Genomic DNA, 15831 nt, shown 5'->3' with positions numbered 1-15831 from the left:
ATTCCATACCCGCTATTCTGTTTTCCGTGTGCTTGGCCAGGTTGGCTGGTTGCTGGCGTTACTGCTCCTGGCCGGCCCGGCGGTGGCCGCTGCCGGCGCAGGGCCAAAACCAGCCCCCAGCATTGCCGTGGATAGCCTGCGCCGGCTGCTTACCTTGCCCCAAACCGATTATGACCGGGTGCTGCTGCTGTGCCAGGTCAGCGACCAGCTCTGGACCCAGAACACCGATTCGGCGGCCGTGTACGCCCGCCGGGCCCTGGCGCTGGCCCAGCGCATTCACTTCCGCAGCGGCGAGGGCGAGGCCCTGAACCGACTGGGCGCGGCCCTGCGCGAAAGCAACCTGGCCCGCGCGCTGGAGGTGTTTCAGCAGTCGCTGCGCATTGCCGAAACCATCCACGACCGGGCCCTGATGGCCCAGAACCTGCGCAGTATCGGTATTATTTACGTGTACCTGCGCGACCAGCGCCAGGGCCTGGCCTACTATTTCCGGGCCTTAGAAATTGGCCAGCAGCTGCACGATGAGCACCGCGAGGTGATTGAATTGAGCAATATTGGGCTGGCCTACGACCTGTTTGGTCAGCTCGATTCGTCGCGCATTTTTCAGGAGCGGGCCTATGCGCTGGCGCACCGCCTGCACACGCCCACCAACTACATTCTGTACGGCTTGGGCAATGTGGCCCGCAAGCAGGGCCACATTGCCCAGGCGCGCATTTTTTACCGCGAAAGCATCGTTGAGTCGAAGAAAGTCCACCACTTGCGCAGCCTCAACTTCGCCTACGTGGGCCTGGCTACGCTCTACCAAACCATCGGGCGCACCGATTCCAGCATTTACTACGCCCGCCTGGGCTGCGAGGCCGCCCAGAAAAACGGGTTCCTGCGGGGCGTGCTCAACGCCAGCACCCTGCTCACCCAGGATTTCAAGCGCCGCGATTTCCCCGACAGCGCCCTGAAATACCAGAGCCTGATGCTGGTGATGAAGGACACGCTGTTTGGGCAGGAAAAGGTGATGCGCCTGCAAAGCCTGAACTACCGCGAGCAGCAGCGGGCGCAGGCCGCCGCCGCCAGCCAGGCGGCTCTGCGCTCGCGCTACCGCACCTACGCCCTGCTGGCGGGCGTGGTGGGGCTGCTGGCCCTGGCGCTGCTGCTGGGCCGTCACGCCCGCCAGCAAGAGCGCGCCAGGGAAGCGCTGGAACAATCCTTATCTGAACTGAAAACGGCGCAGGAGCAGCTGGTGCAGCGTGAGAAAATGGCGTTTCTGGGCGAGCTCACGGCCGGCATTGCCCACGAGCTGCAAAACCCGCTCAATTTCGTGAAAAACTTCGCCGAAGTCAGCACCGACCTCGTGGACGAGATTACCGGAGACCCCCGCGACCCCAGCCGCAGCACCGGCCTGGAAGCCGAAATCCTGGCCGGGCTGAAGCAGAACCTCCAGAAAATCAGCCAGCACGGGCAGCGGGCCACCTCCATCATCAAGGGCATGCTGGAGCACTCGCGCACCGGTACCGGCCACCGCGTGCTCACCAACGTCAATACGCTGGTGGAGGACAGCCTGCGCTTGGCCTACCAGGGCCTACAGGCCAAAGAAAAAGGCTTCACGGCCCAGCTCACCACGTCGTACGCGCCGGGCCTGCCGCACGTATCGGTGGTGCCGCTGGATATGGGCCGGGTGCTGATAAACCTGCTCACCAACGCGTTTCATGCCGTGCAGCAGCGCCAGCGGCAGGGCACCGACCCCGCCTACGTGCCCGAGGTGACCGTGAGCACCCACTCTGGGCCGGGCCGGGTCGAAATCCGCATCCGGGACAACGGCACGGGCATGAGCGACAAGGTGAAGGCCAAAATCTTCCAGCCCTTTTACACCACCAAGCCCGTGGGCGAGGGCACCGGCCTGGGCCTGTCGCTGAGCCATGACATCGTGACCACCGGCCACGGCGGCACCCTCACCGTGGAAAGCGAGGAAGGCCAGGGCACCGAGTTTATCATTAGCTTACCGGTCTAGAACACCATTCTTCCGAGTATTAATTATAATCACTGGCGGTAGGTTGTTGTGCGGGGCCTGCTGTTGCCGATGCGCTACCTTCTACTGCTTGCAGCCGTACGGCTGCTGGCCGGCCCCGCCGGGGGCCCTCGGCCGAATGCTGCTCAACCTGTTCAGCAATGCCTTCTGCGCCGTGCAAAAGCGCCAGCAAGCGGGCGCGGCGGGGTACGTGCCCACAGTCAACGTGAGCACCCGGCGCACCGCGAACACGGTCGAAATCCGGGTCACGGACAACGGCACGGGCATCCCCGAGAGCGTCAAGGCGAAAATCTTCCAGCCCTTCTTCACCACCAAGCCCACCGACGAAGGCACGGGCCTGGGCCTGTCGCTCAGCTACGGCATCATCGCCAAAGGCCGCGGCGGCACGCTGGCCGTGCGCAGCACCGAAGGCCAGGGCACCGAATTTGTGGTGGCCCTGCCGGTCTAACCCGTGCCGCGCCCTAACTTTGGTGCAGCCCAATTCCTGAAAAATCTATCCATGCAAATTCTGGTTGTTGACGACGAAACCGATGTGCGCGACTTGTTTCAGCAGCGGTTTCGGCGCGAAATCCGCAACGGCGAGATGAGCTTCAGCTTTGCCTTTTCGGGTGAGGAGGCCATGACGTTCCTGCGGGCGCACCACTCCGAAGTGCTGATTATTCTCTCCGACATCAACATGCCGGGCATGAGCGGGCTGGACCTGCTCGGCCACGTGAAGGAAGAGTTCGACATGCCGCCCACCACCATGATGATGATTACGGCCTACGGCGACGAGGAAAGCCACCGCCGGGCCCTGACCCTGGGCGCCAACGACTTTTTGACCAAGCCCCTGGATTTCGCCGTCCTCAAGAATAAATTGCTGCATTTGCGGCCGTAACAGCCATTCCTCAGAGCCGCAGACCAATTCTCTACTTCGCCATTTTATGAAAACGAAAATCTTGGTGGTCGACGACGAAACCGACCTCGAATTGCTCATCAAGCAGAAGTTTCGGCGCAAAATCCGTGAAAGCACCTACGAGTTTGTCTTCGCCACCAACGGCGAAGAAGCCCTGGCCCGCATCCTGGAACACCCGGATACGGCCGTGATTCTGAGCGACATCAACATGCCCGTGATGGACGGCCTCACGCTGCTCACGCGCACCCACGCCGAGCACCCGGCCATGAAAACGGTCATCGTGTCGGCCTACGGCGACCTCGGCAACCTGCGCACCGCCATGAACCGCGGGGCGTTCGACTTTGTGGTGAAGCCCGTGGATTTTGCCGACCTGGAAGTCACCATCGAAAAAACCGCCGACCAGGTGCGCCAGCTGCGCGAAACACTCCACGCCATCCAGGAAAACAACATCCTGAAGATGTACGTCGACGAAACCGTGCTCAATTTCATGACCCGGCCCGACTTCGAAAACACGCTCATGGCCAGCGAAACGGTGGAAGCAACCATCGTTTTTCTCGACATCTGCGGCTTCACGGCCCTCTCGGAAAAGCTGGCGCCTACCGACGTCGTGAGCCTGCTCAATACCTACTTCGACCTGATAGTGAAGGAGGTAATCGCGCAGGGCGGGCACGTCGATAAGTTTATGGGCGATGCCGTGATGGCCGTGTTCCGCGGCGAGCACCACCTTGACCGGGCCATCGACGCGGCGCTGTCGGCCCGCGTGGCCCTGCAGCAGAACAAGACCCCGCTGCCCCCCGGCTTCGAGTACCGCCCCGAAGTCAGCATCGGCGTGAACACCGGCGAAGTCGTATCCGGCAACATCGGCTCGGCCTCGCTCAAACGCCTGGACTACACCGTTATCGGCGACGTGGTGAACGTGTCGCAACGTTTGCAATCCGCCGCCAAAGCAGGCCAGATTATCATCAGCGAAGCCGTGTACCTGAAAGTAAAAGAGTCTTTCAGCTGCCAGTATGTGAGCGAAGTCACGCTGAAGAACAAGGCCCAGCCCGTGAAGATTTACGAGGTAGTGGAGTAGGGGCGGGGCGCAGGCGAAAGCTTACTTATTGGGCTTTTCAGTAATGACAAACCCGTAGTCGGGAGCCGAGGTGGGGCCATCGGTGCCCAGCGCCACCAGGGGCGGGATGGGCACTGTCAGGCGCCCGCGTGTGGCGGTTAGCGTCACGGCCAGATTGGGGAGAAACCCACCGTCATCCGGGTTGCCGTTGCCGTCCACATCGGTTCCCGGATAGGGATAAAACCACTGCACGGTGTAGGTGCCCCGGCGTTTCAGGTGGGTGATGGTGAGCTGCTGGCCCCGCAGCGGCGTGATGGTTTGGGGCGCGGTTTTCAGGCCGGGGTTGGCGTAGCAAGTGTCGCAGAAGCCGTTGTGGTCGTGTGGGAAGTTGAACCAGTAGTGCGTTTTGTTGTGCACCCAGCCCGTAATCTGGGTCGGATTTTTCAGCGCGAATACTTCAATCAGGCCGTCCTCGCTGGTGGTAATGCCATCCACCAGATACTGCCGCTGGTTGCCCTTGTACCCGTTCGTGGCCAGGCCCACGCTGGCATAATACGGCGGCGGGCAGCTGCGGTCGCAGGCCGAAGAATAGGCGGGGTTGGCGGTGGCCGGAATCTTCATCAGCAGGAGCGGGTCGGCGGCCAGGGCGGCACGGTACCGGCCGTATAGTGCCGTGGCGGTGCCCGCTGCGTTGCCAATGGGCTTGTTGTCGGCCGCACTGCTGAACTGCGTAGCGGCCAGGAACCGGGCCAGCGGCTGGTAGTAGCTGTAGGCCGGCCAGCACGGGTGATGCAGGTTGGCAAAAGCCGACAGCTGAAGGGCGATGCCAAAAGAGCCGTTGAAGGCAGTGGCCCAAGGCGTAACGTGGAATTTTACTTCATACGGCGCGCTGATGTACGGAGTGTAGTCATACTCCTGCAGCTGGTAGGGCTTGTGGTGCAGCTGCGTCATGACCTGGGCTCGAAAACTCCGTTGCACCTGCGCGTGAAAGCTGCTGGTGTAATCATGAGAAACCGAGTAATCGAACAACCGGGGGTAGCCATTAATAAATTCTTCCGCATTTTCGGGACCATACGCCAGGGTTTGCAAGTGCCGTGGGTCCAGGGTTTTAAGGTACCGGGCCATTTCGATAGTCCAGGCGCGTAAGGGCTCAAAATCGGGCCCGGAAGGCCCATACGTTTGCAGAAATGTTTGGCCAGCGTCCGTGAAATCACCTTCGTTTATGAGCTCATAAGAAACGATGGAAGGGCTGTAGCCCCACCGCGCGATGACGTAGCGAATGCGGTTTTTGAAAAAATGCCGTGCCTGAGGGTCCGTAAAAAACTCCACGGGCTGGGACAGGCCCAGCCCTACCTTATAGGGAAATCCCGGCCAATTGGGCTTGTCCCCAACGCTCCACAGCCAAAATCCGTTTAGCAGGCTCAGGTGCAGGTAGATGCCGTGCTGCCGCGCCGACGTTAACAGTCGGTCAAAGTCGTACAAGCGGTTCTGGTGAGTTGTGTAGTAGCCCAGCGTATTCATTCCCGAAGCCGGGTCGTAGGTTTCCATATCCCAGTTAAATCTTTGTAGCCAGACCCGGGCAAAATTGCCCCCATTGGCCTGAAGCTCCCGGAATACTTGGTCATAAGCGGCATAGCTAAAAGTGGAAAACCCCAGCGGCTGTGATTCGGACAGAGTCAATAAGGGAATTTCGGCTTGCGGGCCCGGGCCGCAGTACGAGAGGTTTGGAGAGCCCGGGGCGGGCGGTGGAATGCCCGGCGGCGCCTTTATCGTGGAGACACCCCAGTAGTCGACGTTGCTGCCGATGGCGAAATACGGTGCGCCGTTGTCGAAAATGAAGTTCCGGCGGTTTGGCGCCACCTTCAGGAAGCCGCGGTTAGCGGAGGGCACGCACGTAAAGGTGCGGGCCGGCAGCGTTTCGGTGGTGCCGTCCCGGTACCGCACCGTGAGGGTGTAACGCCACGTTCCCGGCTCATCGGGCGCGAAACGGATGCGCCAGGGCTGTGGCGTGGCCAGTGCGCGCCAATAACGGGCGTCGTTGGCCTGCAGGTATTGGTCGTCAATGGCGAAATCAGCATAATAAAAGCCGTAGCGAACGGGTCGTTCCTGCCCGCCGGGGCTGGTAAAATGGCCTTCCACCGACACATCGTCCGGCTCGTACGGGTTGTTGTCGGGTTCGCTGCTGGTGAAGGACCGGTCGAGCGCCAGGGCTACCTCAAATTTCTCGTATTGCGCGATGCCGTCTGGCGTCATCACCGCCACCGCTGTGATGTGCTGCCCGGCCGGCTGGGCCCCAGCCGGTCCCGGCCCCAGTGCTAGCAGCACAGCGCTGATAATCAACATTTTACAATTTCGGATAAAGGCTGGCTTTCTATTCGACACTTCGCGGATTTCTAACAAGTAAGATTTAGGCACTCAACAACAACTGGAAAGTCGCATTTGGCCCGGCGGGGTTTTGGGAGCGAATGCCACTTGTAGCGCATTGTTCACCAATTATTTACCCCGCCAGCTCGCGCATCTTCTCGTTTTGCTGCCGGATGCGCTGGCACAGCATGCGCAGGATGTTGCGCAGCACTTCGGCCCGCTCTTCCATCACGTCATAAAAATCTTCCTGGTCGAGGCGGAAGGCCAGCACCTGGCTCAGCGCGGCGGCCGTGGCCGAACGCGGCTCCGTATCAAGCAAGGCCAGCTCGCCGAAGAAGTTGCCGGGGCCGAACGTGGCCAGCTGTTGGGTGCCGTTGAAAATGCCCACCTGCCCGTCGTGGACAATGAACAGCGACGTGCCGATTTCGCCTTTGGCAAAAATCTCCTCGCCTTCGTGAAACGTCACTTCCTTCATAATGGGCACGATGCTGCTCAGCACGTTTTCGGGCGTGTGCGCAAACAGGGAAGTGCCCTGGAGCACTACCACCCGCTCCAGGGCGGAAATGCGGGCTTCGGTGGCTGGGGAATGACTCATAAATGGGCGTTGAAAATCGTAAGCGGCGAGCTGCCGGACCAGCGGGGCCGGCAGCGCGGCCACCGCCAGCCGGGCGCTTTCGCGCAGCAGCTCGTTGGGAGATTGCAGGTAATCGACCAGTATTTCGGTTATTTCTACGTCATTTTCAGCAGGCTGCCAGTGGCGCAGGGCCACGCTCAGGCTCCAGGAAGTGAAGGCGTTGTGGCCCCGCTCCAACAGCAGCCGGGGCAGGTTCACGGCCAGCGGCGCGGCCTTGGGGTAGGCCGATGCCCCGGCGCTACCGGCCGCGGTGCCGGTGCCGGCCAGGGCCGGTACGTGGGCGTGGGCTGCGGTTTCGGGCACGACAAGGGCCGCGAACAGCCGCACTTTTTCGGGCAGCGGCGTGTCGTCCAGCAGCGCCTGCAAGCCCTGGTACATGGGCCGCGGAATCAGGTTGTCGAGGATTTCGAGCGCGTTGGCCTGGCGCTCGCGGGCGGCGTGGGCCACGTTGCGTTGCGCGGTGGCCACCAAATCGGCGTCGTAAAGCTGTTGCAGCAGCCCAAACACGCGCTGCTGCAACAGCAGCAACTCGTACCCGACGGTGGCGTGCAGAGCGGGCCGGTCGTCGGCCGCGAGGCCGCTGAGCAGCTGGGCCGCCAGCCGAAACTCCTCGCGCAGCAGCCGCTCAAAGGCGGGCGCATCGGCGGGCAGGGCCGGAAAGCGGCGCAGGGCCCGCAACGCAATGGCCCGCGAAAACAGGTTGGGATGCTGCGCCAACCCCACCAGCACCGCACGGCTGGCAGGGGTGTCAAGGCGTTCGAGCACGGTGGCCAGGCGGTACGTAAGCGCGTTGCTGTGCTCGTGGGCCAGCACTTCTTCGCTCACCAGCGGCACCACGGCCGGGCCCAGCGCCACGAGGCTGTCGGCGGCCGGTTGCCAGCGCCGCTTGTCGTCGAGAGCCGCGAGCAGGTAGTGCGCCAGCTGGATGTGCCCCACCGTGCCGATGGCCGCCAGGGTGGCGCGGGCCACATCGGGCTCGGGGCTGGCCAGGCCGGCTTCGATTAGCTGGGTTTGGGTTTCGAGGGGAAAGAGCGCCAGCAGCGCCAGCACCGTTTGGCTGGCGGCGGGGTCGCTCACCAGCGCCTGCAGGCTGGCCCGGGCCATTTCGTGCCCAGGGGCGGTTTCCAGGCTGCCGCGGATGGCGCCCTGACGGGCCGCAAGGTCGGGGCCGGTCAGCAATGCGGCCACGGCCGGCGCATCGGGGGCGGCGCTGGCCAGTTGCCGGGCGGCGGCCTCGCGCACGGTAGGAGAGGAGTCGTGCTGGGCCAGCTTTTCTACTGCGGCAGTGGGCAGGGGGCGGATTGCGGGCGTGGCCAGCAGGGCCAGGCGCACGCGCTCCTCCGGGTGCGCGAGCAGAGCGGGAACGTGGCGGGCGAGAGCGGCGGGCTCGCGCTGGCGCAGCCAGGCCACGGCGTTCAGCACTTCGGTGGGGCGCGGGCTCAGCAGCTGGGCCAGCACCACTTGCCGGGCCACGTCGGGCAGGGCCAGCTCGGCGGTTTCGGTGAAGCGGCGGCCCAGGCCCTGCTTCAGTTCGGCCAGATAGCTGAAGTAGGTGCGCCGCAGAAACAACAGCGCCAGCAGCAGCAGCGCGCCCATCCAAATGAGCGGCAAGGCCCCATCGAGCCGGCCGGAATAGCGCAGCGCGAAGAACAGCAGGCCCGTCAGGCCCATGCCCAGTGGCTCGTAAAAGCCCTTGGCCAGCGTGTGGGCGGCCAGCCGCTGCGGCGGCGCCAGGGGCTGAAACAGCACCAGAAACACGGGGTCGAACACCGCACGGCGCAGCACTTCCAGCAGCAGGTACAGGCCGCAGTAAAAGGCCAGCTGCCCCGCCGAAGAATAGCCGCTGGCCACTTTCAGGCCGCCAAAAACCGCCAGGCACACCAGGGCCACCGCCGGCAGCAGCCGCAGCGACCATTGCACGCCGTAGCGGTCCAGTGCCTGCCGGCTCACCAGCAGCTTGAAGAACGTGGCGGCTAAGTACGTGGCGCCCAGTATCCAGCCCACCGAGCGGGTGATGTCGTCCGACTCGTGAAACTTGTGCTTCACGTTGAGGAAAAACATGTACTCAACCCCCGTAATCACCGCCGCAATGGCCACCAGGCTCAGGCACATGGCAAACACCAGCTCGCTGCCGCCAAACAGCTGCCGCACCAGCTGGCCCGGGGCCCGCTGGGGCCGCCGCACCGGCCGTTCCACGGCTTCCACTACGTGCGAGGCCAGGGTGGCGCGCAGCGTAAACAGCGCGCCGATGTACGCCACAAACGACACGCCCAGCAGCACCGGCAGCTGCGCATCGCCGTGAATAAGCGCCGCCAGAATGGCCCCCAGTGCCTTGGCCGGCATGTCGCCCGAGCTGATGATGCTGAACAGCCGCTTGCTCTGGCGCACGTCAAACACGACGGCGGAAATGCCCCAGAATTCCAGATTCGTCAGCAGGTATATAACCCGGTAGCCCGCCATGATGGCCACGGCCGCCGCCACCGAGTGGCCCACGCTCACCAGCACGCCCAGCACGCCCACGAGGGCTACCACCGCCAGCAGCACGCGCACAGCCAGTTTTTTCAGCAGCAAGTGGTGCTCGAAGTGGGTGTAAACCCGGCCCACGGCCATCATGGCCAGGGCGCCGACGAGGTAGCCCAGCGGCAGGCTGTGCTCGGGGTTATGCTCCAGCAGCAGCACGTTGGCTGCCACGTACACCAGCACTGAGCCGATGCCCAGCAGGAAATTGTGCAGCAAAAACAGCCCCACGGTGCGGGTTTCGCTGGCTTTGATGCCGAACAGATTTTGCAGAGAGGTGGCCGAAATCATGCGGAAAGGAAGCCAGCGCCACCGGGCGCGGCTATTGCCAAAGATAAGGGAGCCGCAGAACCTCACCCCCTGGCCCCTTCTTTTTTGGAGAGGGGGCCAGGGGGTGAGGTTCCACCCGGTCTACAGCATTATCCGCTCCACTATTGGCTCGCGCGTAGCGGTGTTCAGGCCCTTGAATTCGATGTATTTAACGTTCGGCACCCAGAACGTGCCGCCTTCGATGCGCAGGAAAACCCGCTCCACTTGAATCTGCTTGTTGGCGATGGTGGCGTACACGTGAAAAGCCTTATCCGCCGGCGATTTTAGCAGGAAAAACCGGACTTTGCTGTAAGCGGCAAACTTCAATTCGTACTTGTCGGCCGCCAGCTTCTGGGCGGTGAGGCCGTAGGCGAACTTGCGCTGAATGAAGTTCAAGTCCTTGTGCTCGCCGTGCTCGCCGTAGCGTATCCAGAAAATATTGATGGGCTCAGCGTCATTTAGTTGGCCCGCGCTGTTTACGTTCAGCTGGTATATCACCGTGTTGGTATTGGGGTCGCGCTGCAGGTAGAATAACTGATTGGTTACCCCGCTCGGGACTGGAAAAGGCGTGCCGGGCAATCTAGCTCCAACGGTTGAAAACGGGTTGTTGAAAAACAACCCGAACACTAGCAAAACAGTCGTAGCCGACATCTTTCTCCGGGGCAAATACAGGCCTGAAAACCACGCTCACCGGTAGCGGCGAGCAACGACAAAAGCCCAAAATTAACTGGTAAAGGGCGGTTGTCGCCCCTGCTGCCGCCGACATAACCCCGCCTCCGGCGTAATGTTCCCAAGCGCCCACCGTGGCTACTTCATCATCAGAAACTTCCGCTTCATCACCTCCTGCACCGACACGTTCGAAATCTTGCTTTCCAGCCACGAAATGATGTCCAGGTACAGAAATGGCCGGCTCTCGAACGGGTTGGCCGCTATCACAATCAGCTTGTCCCGCAGGGCCGTGAAGGCCTCGCGCATCTGGTGCGGCGCAATGCTGCCCACGTTGCGCAGGAACCGGAAAATCTCGACCTGCATGGGCTGCTGGTCGTCCATCGTGCCCAGAAATCGGTACACCGAGCGCACCTGGTACTCCAGGCTGGCGTCGTCGCCGGCCTCGTAGTGCGCAATCAGGTTCAGGATGCGGGCGAAGCACTGCAGGTCCTCGCGCAGGCTCAAATCCTTGTGCTGAATAATCAGGTTCAGGTACTCGATGGCCTTCGCATACTCGCCGCTGCCGAAGTACAGGCTGGCAATTTTGTAGTAGAACACCAGCGTGCGGTGCATGTCGAGCTGCGACTTGAAATGCTCCAGCTGTTCCAGCAGCTCCGGAATAATTTCCAGCCCCTCCGTGAAGCGCCCTTCCAGAAAATAAGCGTTGATTTTGTTGGTGTAGATGTACTGGAACAGCAGGATTTCGGTGTTGGGGCTGCTGCGCCGGGTCTGGTTGGCGGCAAACTCCTCCAACGTGCGCAATACTTCCATAAACCTGCTGTAGTACAGCATGTTATACAGCGTGGCCAGCAGGTTGTGCAGGCCTTTGATGTAGAGCATGGCCTGTAAATCCTTCATGTGCGGGGCCTGCTCAAACAGGTCCACCCACTTCTGCGCATACCGGTAGCTGGCCCGGAAATCCTGGTCGAGCGTGTGGTACCACACGTGCGCCTGGTAGAAATACAGCTTCTCGAAAAAGCCCGCCTGGCGGTCCTCCACCGCCGGCAGGTTTTCCCGAAAAAACGCCGTGATGCGCTCGTGGTCAGCGCGGTTGCGGGCGTGGCCGGCCTTCAGGTACAGCCCGTACAGGCGCAGCGAGGCGTTGCTCAGCGAGTGGATTCGGGCCAGCTGCTCCACCGTTTCCACCGCCTCCGTGGTCAGGGTTTCGGCCCGGTCCTTCAGGCTGCGGGTGATGTACTGCGACTCAATCAGCTTCTCAAAATCGAGGGCCAGCAGCACGATGTGCGGCATTTCGACCTGCCGGGCCGCCTGCTTCACTTTCTCCAGCATCCGCAAACTCTGCTGGTAAAAGCCCTTGTTATAAAGTACGCGGGCGTAGTCGAGCTGCTCGTGCAGCTGAATATCGGGATTCTGGCCGGCGTGGTACACCCGCAGGCTGGACAGTACCTGCTTGTATAAGTTGGCTTTCAGATTGGCCAGCTGCACGCGCTTGAGGGCCGGCACCTGGGCCAGCACGTGGGCCTCGTCGTAGGTTTCCAGCGTGTCGAGGGCATCGAAAAGCTGCAGAAACTTAAGGTCTTCCGTAGAGCCCTGCCGGTTGGTAAACAGCCGGAAATGGCGCTTTTCTGACCGTGTCAGGGACTTTATTAGCTGAAAAACCGGCTCCGGACTCTTATTTGGCATTGTACTAAATTATTTGATAAAGTTCTGATGGATAGGTTTTTGGTTTGATTAAATGGTCGGTTGGAAATAGTAGAAATAACGAAATCGTGGTTTTTGTGCCGCTGTGCCGGGTAGTACTTACATCCAGATTCAATTTCCGATGCAGTTACCAGGTCCGGTCATACAGGCTATTCTAGCATGGCGCAGCAGCAAATCCAAATCTTCGATACCACGCTCCGCGACGGCGAACAGGTGCCGGGCTGCAAGCTAAACAAGGACGAGAAGCTTCTCATTGCCCAGCAGCTGGAGCTGCTCGGCGTTGACGTGATTGAGGCCGGCTTCCCGGTTTCCAGCGCCGGCGACTTTGCCGCCGTGCAGGCCATCGCCGCCCAGACGGTGAATGCCACCGTCTGCGGCCTCTCGCGGGCCGTCGAAAACGACATTCGCGTGGCCGCCGAGGCCCTGCGCCCGGCCCGCTACCCGCGCATCCACACCGGCATCGGTACTTCCGATGTGCACATTCAGCACAAGCTCTGCACCACCCGCGAGGACGTGCTGGCCCGCGCCATCGTCGCCGTCAAGCTCGCCAAAAGCTTCGTGGAGGACGTGGAATTCTACGCCGAAGACGCCGGCCGCACGGATAACGAATTCCTGGCCCGCGTCTGCGAGGCAGCCATTAAGGCCGGGGCCACGGTCCTCAACATCCCCGATACTACCGGCTACTGCCTGCCCGGCGAGTACGGGGCGAAAATTAAATTCCTGCACGAAAACGTAACCGGCATCCACAACGTGCGGCTTTCCACGCATTGCCACAACGACCTGGGCCTGGCCACCGCCAACTCCATTGCCGGCGTGATGAACGGCGCCCGCCAGATTGAATGCACGATAAACGGCGTGGGCGAACGCGCCGGCAACACGGCCCTGGAAGAAGTGGTGATGATTCTGCGCCAGCATCCTTACCTCAACCTCCACACCAACATCAACACCCGCCTGCTGGCCGAAACCTCGGCCATGGTGTCGCACCTGATGACCATGCCCGTGCAGCCCAACAAGGCCATTGTGGGCGCCAACGCCTTCTCGCATTCCAGCGGCATTCACCAGGACGGCATCATCAAGCACCGCGAAACCTACGAAATCATCGACCCCAAGGAAGTCGGCGTGGCCGATTCGTCCATCGTGCTCACGGCCCGCTCCGGCCGCGCCGCGCTGGCCTACCGCCTCCAGAAAATCGGCTACGATTTCGAAAAAGTGGCGCTGAATAAGGCCTATGCCCGCTTTATGGAACTTGCCGACCGCCAGCGCGAGGTCGTCGATGAAGACTTGCACGCCTTGGTCGAACAGGAAAAACTAGTAACTGCCAACTAATTATGGTACCGATATGAATATCCCGCAAGAACAGCCAGTCGGCCCGGCCGGCGCCCCCGAAAATAACAGTCAGCAAGAGCAGCGCGAGCCTAATAAAATCCCGCGCCATGCCGACTGGATTAGCTACGCCGTGGCCGTAACGCTGCAAGCGCCGTCCGACGGGGCCGATTCACCCTCCGATTCTGAGTTCTGAACGAAACGATTACTGGCGGTCATGCTGAGCTTGTCGAAGCATCTCTACCGCTTCGTTGAGTCAATTGAATGACGGTTGCGGTAGAGATGCTTCGGCTACGCTCAGCATGACGTTCACCTTTTCCCCCGATATCCACCCCACCCAATGGCTACGTCTTTGTTCGATAAAATCTGGGACGCGCACGTGGTGAAAACCGCGCCGGGCGGCCTCGACGTGATTTATATCGACCGGCACCTCATTCACGAAGTGACCAGCCCGCAGGCGTTCGACGAGCTCGAAGCCCGCGACCTGCCGCTGTACCGCCCGGCGCGCATCCTCGCCACGGCCGACCACAACGTGCCCACCCGCAACCAGCACCTGCCCATCGAGGAGCCGCTGAGCCGCTCGCAGGTGGACAAGCTGACTGCTAACTGCGCCAAATACGGCGTGGAGCTGTACGGCCTGGGCCACGCCCGCCAGGGCATCGTGCACGTTATCGGGCCGGAGCTGGGCCTCACGCTGCCCGGCACCACCATCGTGTGCGGCGACAGCCACACCTCCACGCACGGCGCGTTTGGCGCGGTGGCCTTCGGCATCGGCACCAGTCAGGTGGCCCAGGTGATGGCCACCCAGTGCCTGCTGCTCAGCCGCCCCCAGCGCATGCGCATCACCGTAGACGGCGAACTACGACCCGGCGTCACGGCCAAAGACCTTATTCTCTACGTGATTTCGCAGCTCGGCACGGGTGGGGCCACCGGCTATTTCGTGGAATACGCCGGCAGTGCCGTGCGCGCCCTCAGCATGGAAGGCCGCATGACAGTCTGCAACATGAGCATCGAAATGGGGGCCCGCGGCGGCCTCATCGCACCGGATGAAACGACGTTTGCTTACGTTGAAGGCCGGCCTTACGCCCCCAAAGAAGCTGCCTGGGACCAGGCCGTGGCTTATTGGAAAACGCTGTTTTCGGACAAAGACACGGTTTTTGATGCCGAGCACCGTTTCGATGCCGCGGCCATCCCGCCGATGATTACCTACGGCACCAACCCCGGCATGGGCATCGCGCTGAACGGCCACATTCCCAGTGAAGTGCCCGCCAGCGAAGCCGAAAGTTTCGATAAGTCGCTACAATACATGGGTTTTCAACGGGGCGAGTCGCTGCTGGGTAAGGAAATCAACTACGTTTTCATCGGCAGCTGCACCAATTCCCGCATCGAGGATTTGCGGGCCGTGGCGGCTTACGTGCAGGGCAAGCAGAAGGCCCAGCACGTCGAGGCCATCATTGTGCCCGGCTCGAAGCAGGTGGAGCAGCAGGCTATTGCCGAAGGGCTGGATAAGATTCTGGCCGAAGCCGGCTTCGAGCTGCGCGAACCCGGTTGCAGCGCCTGCCTGGCCATGAACGAGGACAAGATTCCGGCCGGCGCTTACTGCGTGGCTACCTCGAACCGCAACTTCGAGGGGCGGCAGGGGCCGGGCTCGCGCACGCTGCTGGCAAGCCCGCTGGTGGCGGCCATCACGGCGGTGCAGGGGCGCATTGTAGACATCACGCAGTACTTGAATTAGGGCCATGGAAAAGTTTCAGACCCTGCACTCGGCCGCCGTGCCGCTGCCCTTCGAAAACATCGATACGGACCAGATTATTCCGGCCCGTTTCCTGAAAGCTACGACGAGGGAGGGCTTCGGCGAGAATTTATTCCGGGACTGGCGCTGCAACGCCGACGGAACGCCGAAGCTCGACTTCGTTCTCAACGACCCGCGCTACGCCGGCCGGATTTTGCTGGCGGGCAAGAATTTCGGCTGCGGCTCCAGCCGGGAGCACGCTGCCTGGGCGCTGTACGACGCCGGTTTTCGGGTGGTGATTTCGAGCTACTTCGCCGATATTTTCCGGGGCAATGCGCTGAATACCGGACTGCTGCCCCTGCAAGTGACCGATGCCGGACTGAGCCAGCTTTTCGCCTGGGTGGAAGCGGATGCTGACACGCAATTCGTGGTGAACCTGCCGGAGCAAACACTCCATGTGCCGGCCCACAACGCTACTATCGGCTTCGAAATCGACCCCTACAAGAAGGAATGCCTGATTAACGGCTACGACGATATTGATTATTTAGTGAGTCAAAAACCGGCCATTGAGGCCTACGAATCAAACCGAACCTGGACCTGGTAAGCAACTAGCAAG

General features: G+C 61.6%; 12 protein-coding genes. 8 read left to right on the top strand and 4 right to left on the bottom strand.

Going from position 1 to position 15831, the window contains the following annotated elements; genetic code table 11:
- The first annotated feature begins 28 nt into the window (after nucleotides 1-28).
- The 4 genes from J4G38_RS28935 (at nucleotide 29) to J4G38_RS07485 (ending at nucleotide 3987) form a co-directional block, all read left to right on the top strand.
- Complete coding sequence (locus J4G38_RS28935) at nucleotides 29-1999, top strand: tetratricopeptide repeat-containing sensor histidine kinase (RefSeq protein WP_226163244.1); 1971 nt, start codon at nucleotides 29-31, stop codon at nucleotides 1997-1999.
- Nucleotides 2000-2087: 88 nt separating this feature from the next.
- Nucleotides 2088-2465: a sensor histidine kinase gene (locus J4G38_RS07495; protein ID WP_317198183.1), complete on the top strand. Its 378-nt coding sequence runs from the start codon at nucleotides 2088-2090 to the stop codon at nucleotides 2463-2465.
- A 51-nt stretch (nucleotides 2466-2516) separates the two neighbouring features.
- The gene (locus J4G38_RS07490; protein ID WP_210513790.1) at nucleotides 2517-2894 is read left to right on the top strand and encodes a response regulator; all 378 of its coding nucleotides are present in this window, start codon (nucleotides 2517-2519) and stop codon (nucleotides 2892-2894) included.
- Nucleotides 2895-2940: 46 nt separating this feature from the next.
- Nucleotides 2941-3987 (top strand): adenylate/guanylate cyclase domain-containing protein, encoded by a 1047-nt coding sequence (locus J4G38_RS07485; RefSeq protein WP_210513791.1) that lies wholly within the window; start codon nucleotides 2941-2943, stop codon nucleotides 3985-3987.
- Nucleotides 3988-4008: 21 nt separating this feature from the next.
- Here J4G38_RS07485 and J4G38_RS07480 read toward each other — a convergent pair whose 3' ends face one another.
- The 4 genes from J4G38_RS07480 to J4G38_RS07465 all read right to left on the bottom strand — a co-directional run bounded on the left by J4G38_RS07480 (nucleotide 4009) and on the right by J4G38_RS07465 (nucleotide 12142).
- Nucleotides 4009-6309, bottom strand: coding sequence for a DUF5060 domain-containing protein (locus J4G38_RS07480; RefSeq protein ID WP_210513792.1), 2301 nt, complete (start codon nucleotides 6307-6309; stop codon nucleotides 4009-4011).
- Nucleotides 6310-6463: 154 nt separating this feature from the next.
- A complete protein-coding gene (locus J4G38_RS07475) occupies nucleotides 6464-9772 on the bottom strand; it encodes a cyclic nucleotide-binding domain-containing protein (RefSeq protein ID WP_210513793.1) in 3309 nt (1102 codons plus the stop codon).
- Nucleotides 9773-9892: 120 nt separating this feature from the next.
- Nucleotides 9893-10369 carry a DUF4833 domain-containing protein gene (locus tag J4G38_RS07470; protein WP_226163243.1) on the bottom strand — a complete coding sequence of 159 codons (477 nt, stop codon included), beginning with the start codon at nucleotides 10367-10369 and terminating at the stop codon, nucleotides 9893-9895.
- 228 nt (nucleotides 10370-10597) lie between these two features.
- Complete coding sequence (locus J4G38_RS07465) at nucleotides 10598-12142, bottom strand: hypothetical protein (RefSeq protein ID WP_210513795.1); 1545 nt, start codon at nucleotides 12140-12142, stop codon at nucleotides 10598-10600.
- 177 nt (nucleotides 12143-12319) lie between these two features.
- On the opposite strand from J4G38_RS07465, the gene J4G38_RS07460 reads away from it, so the two are divergent.
- The 4 genes from J4G38_RS07460 to leuD all read left to right on the top strand — a co-directional run bounded on the left by J4G38_RS07460 (nucleotide 12320) and on the right by leuD (nucleotide 15819).
- Nucleotides 12320-13486 (top strand): 2-isopropylmalate synthase, encoded by a 1167-nt coding sequence (locus tag J4G38_RS07460; RefSeq protein ID WP_210513796.1) that lies wholly within the window; start codon nucleotides 12320-12322, stop codon nucleotides 13484-13486.
- A gap of 13 nt (nucleotides 13487-13499) precedes the next feature.
- Entirely contained in the window at nucleotides 13500-13679 is a 180-nt protein-coding gene (locus J4G38_RS07455; protein ID WP_210513797.1) for a hypothetical protein, read from the top strand.
- A 144-nt stretch (nucleotides 13680-13823) separates the two neighbouring features.
- Complete coding sequence (leuC, locus tag J4G38_RS07450; RefSeq protein ID WP_210513798.1) at nucleotides 13824-15218, top strand: 3-isopropylmalate dehydratase large subunit; 1395 nt, start codon at nucleotides 13824-13826, stop codon at nucleotides 15216-15218.
- A gap of 4 nt (nucleotides 15219-15222) precedes the next feature.
- Nucleotides 15223-15819 carry a 3-isopropylmalate dehydratase small subunit gene (gene leuD, locus J4G38_RS07445; RefSeq protein WP_210513799.1) on the top strand — a complete coding sequence of 199 codons (597 nt, stop codon included), beginning with the start codon at nucleotides 15223-15225 and terminating at the stop codon, nucleotides 15817-15819.
- Nucleotides 15820-15831: the final 12 nt, after the last annotated feature.

It is taken from the genome of Hymenobacter terricola (genome assembly GCF_017921975.2).
In the GTDB taxonomy this organism is placed as follows: domain Bacteria; phylum Bacteroidota; class Bacteroidia; order Cytophagales; family Hymenobacteraceae; genus Hymenobacter; species Hymenobacter terricola.
The sequence above is the reverse complement of the archived record's forward strand: the minus strand, read 5'-3'. Positions and strand labels throughout refer to the sequence as shown.

Coding starts and splice junctions, on each gene's coding strand:
- J4G38_RS07460 (WP_210513796.1), top strand. CDS start 12,320: ATGGCGCAGCAGCAAATCCAAATCTTCGATACCACGCTCCGCGACGGC.
- J4G38_RS07475 (WP_210513793.1), bottom strand. CDS start 9,772: ATGATTTCGGCCACCTCTCTGCAAAATCTGTTCGGCATCAAAGCCAGC.
- J4G38_RS07465 (WP_210513795.1), bottom strand. CDS start 12,142: ATGCCAAATAAGAGTCCGGAGCCGGTTTTTCAGCTAATAAAGTCCCTG.
- J4G38_RS07485 (WP_210513791.1), top strand. CDS start 2,941: ATGAAAACGAAAATCTTGGTGGTCGACGACGAAACCGACCTCGAATTG.
- leuD (WP_210513799.1), top strand. CDS start 15,223: ATGGAAAAGTTTCAGACCCTGCACTCGGCCGCCGTGCCGCTGCCCTTC.
- J4G38_RS07455 (WP_210513797.1), top strand. CDS start 13,500: ATGAATATCCCGCAAGAACAGCCAGTCGGCCCGGCCGGCGCCCCCGAA.
- J4G38_RS07490 (WP_210513790.1), top strand. CDS start 2,517: ATGCAAATTCTGGTTGTTGACGACGAAACCGATGTGCGCGACTTGTTT.
- J4G38_RS07480 (WP_210513792.1), bottom strand. CDS start 6,309: ATGTTGATTATCAGCGCTGTGCTGCTAGCACTGGGGCCGGGACCGGCT.
- leuC (WP_210513798.1), top strand. CDS start 13,824: ATGGCTACGTCTTTGTTCGATAAAATCTGGGACGCGCACGTGGTGAAA.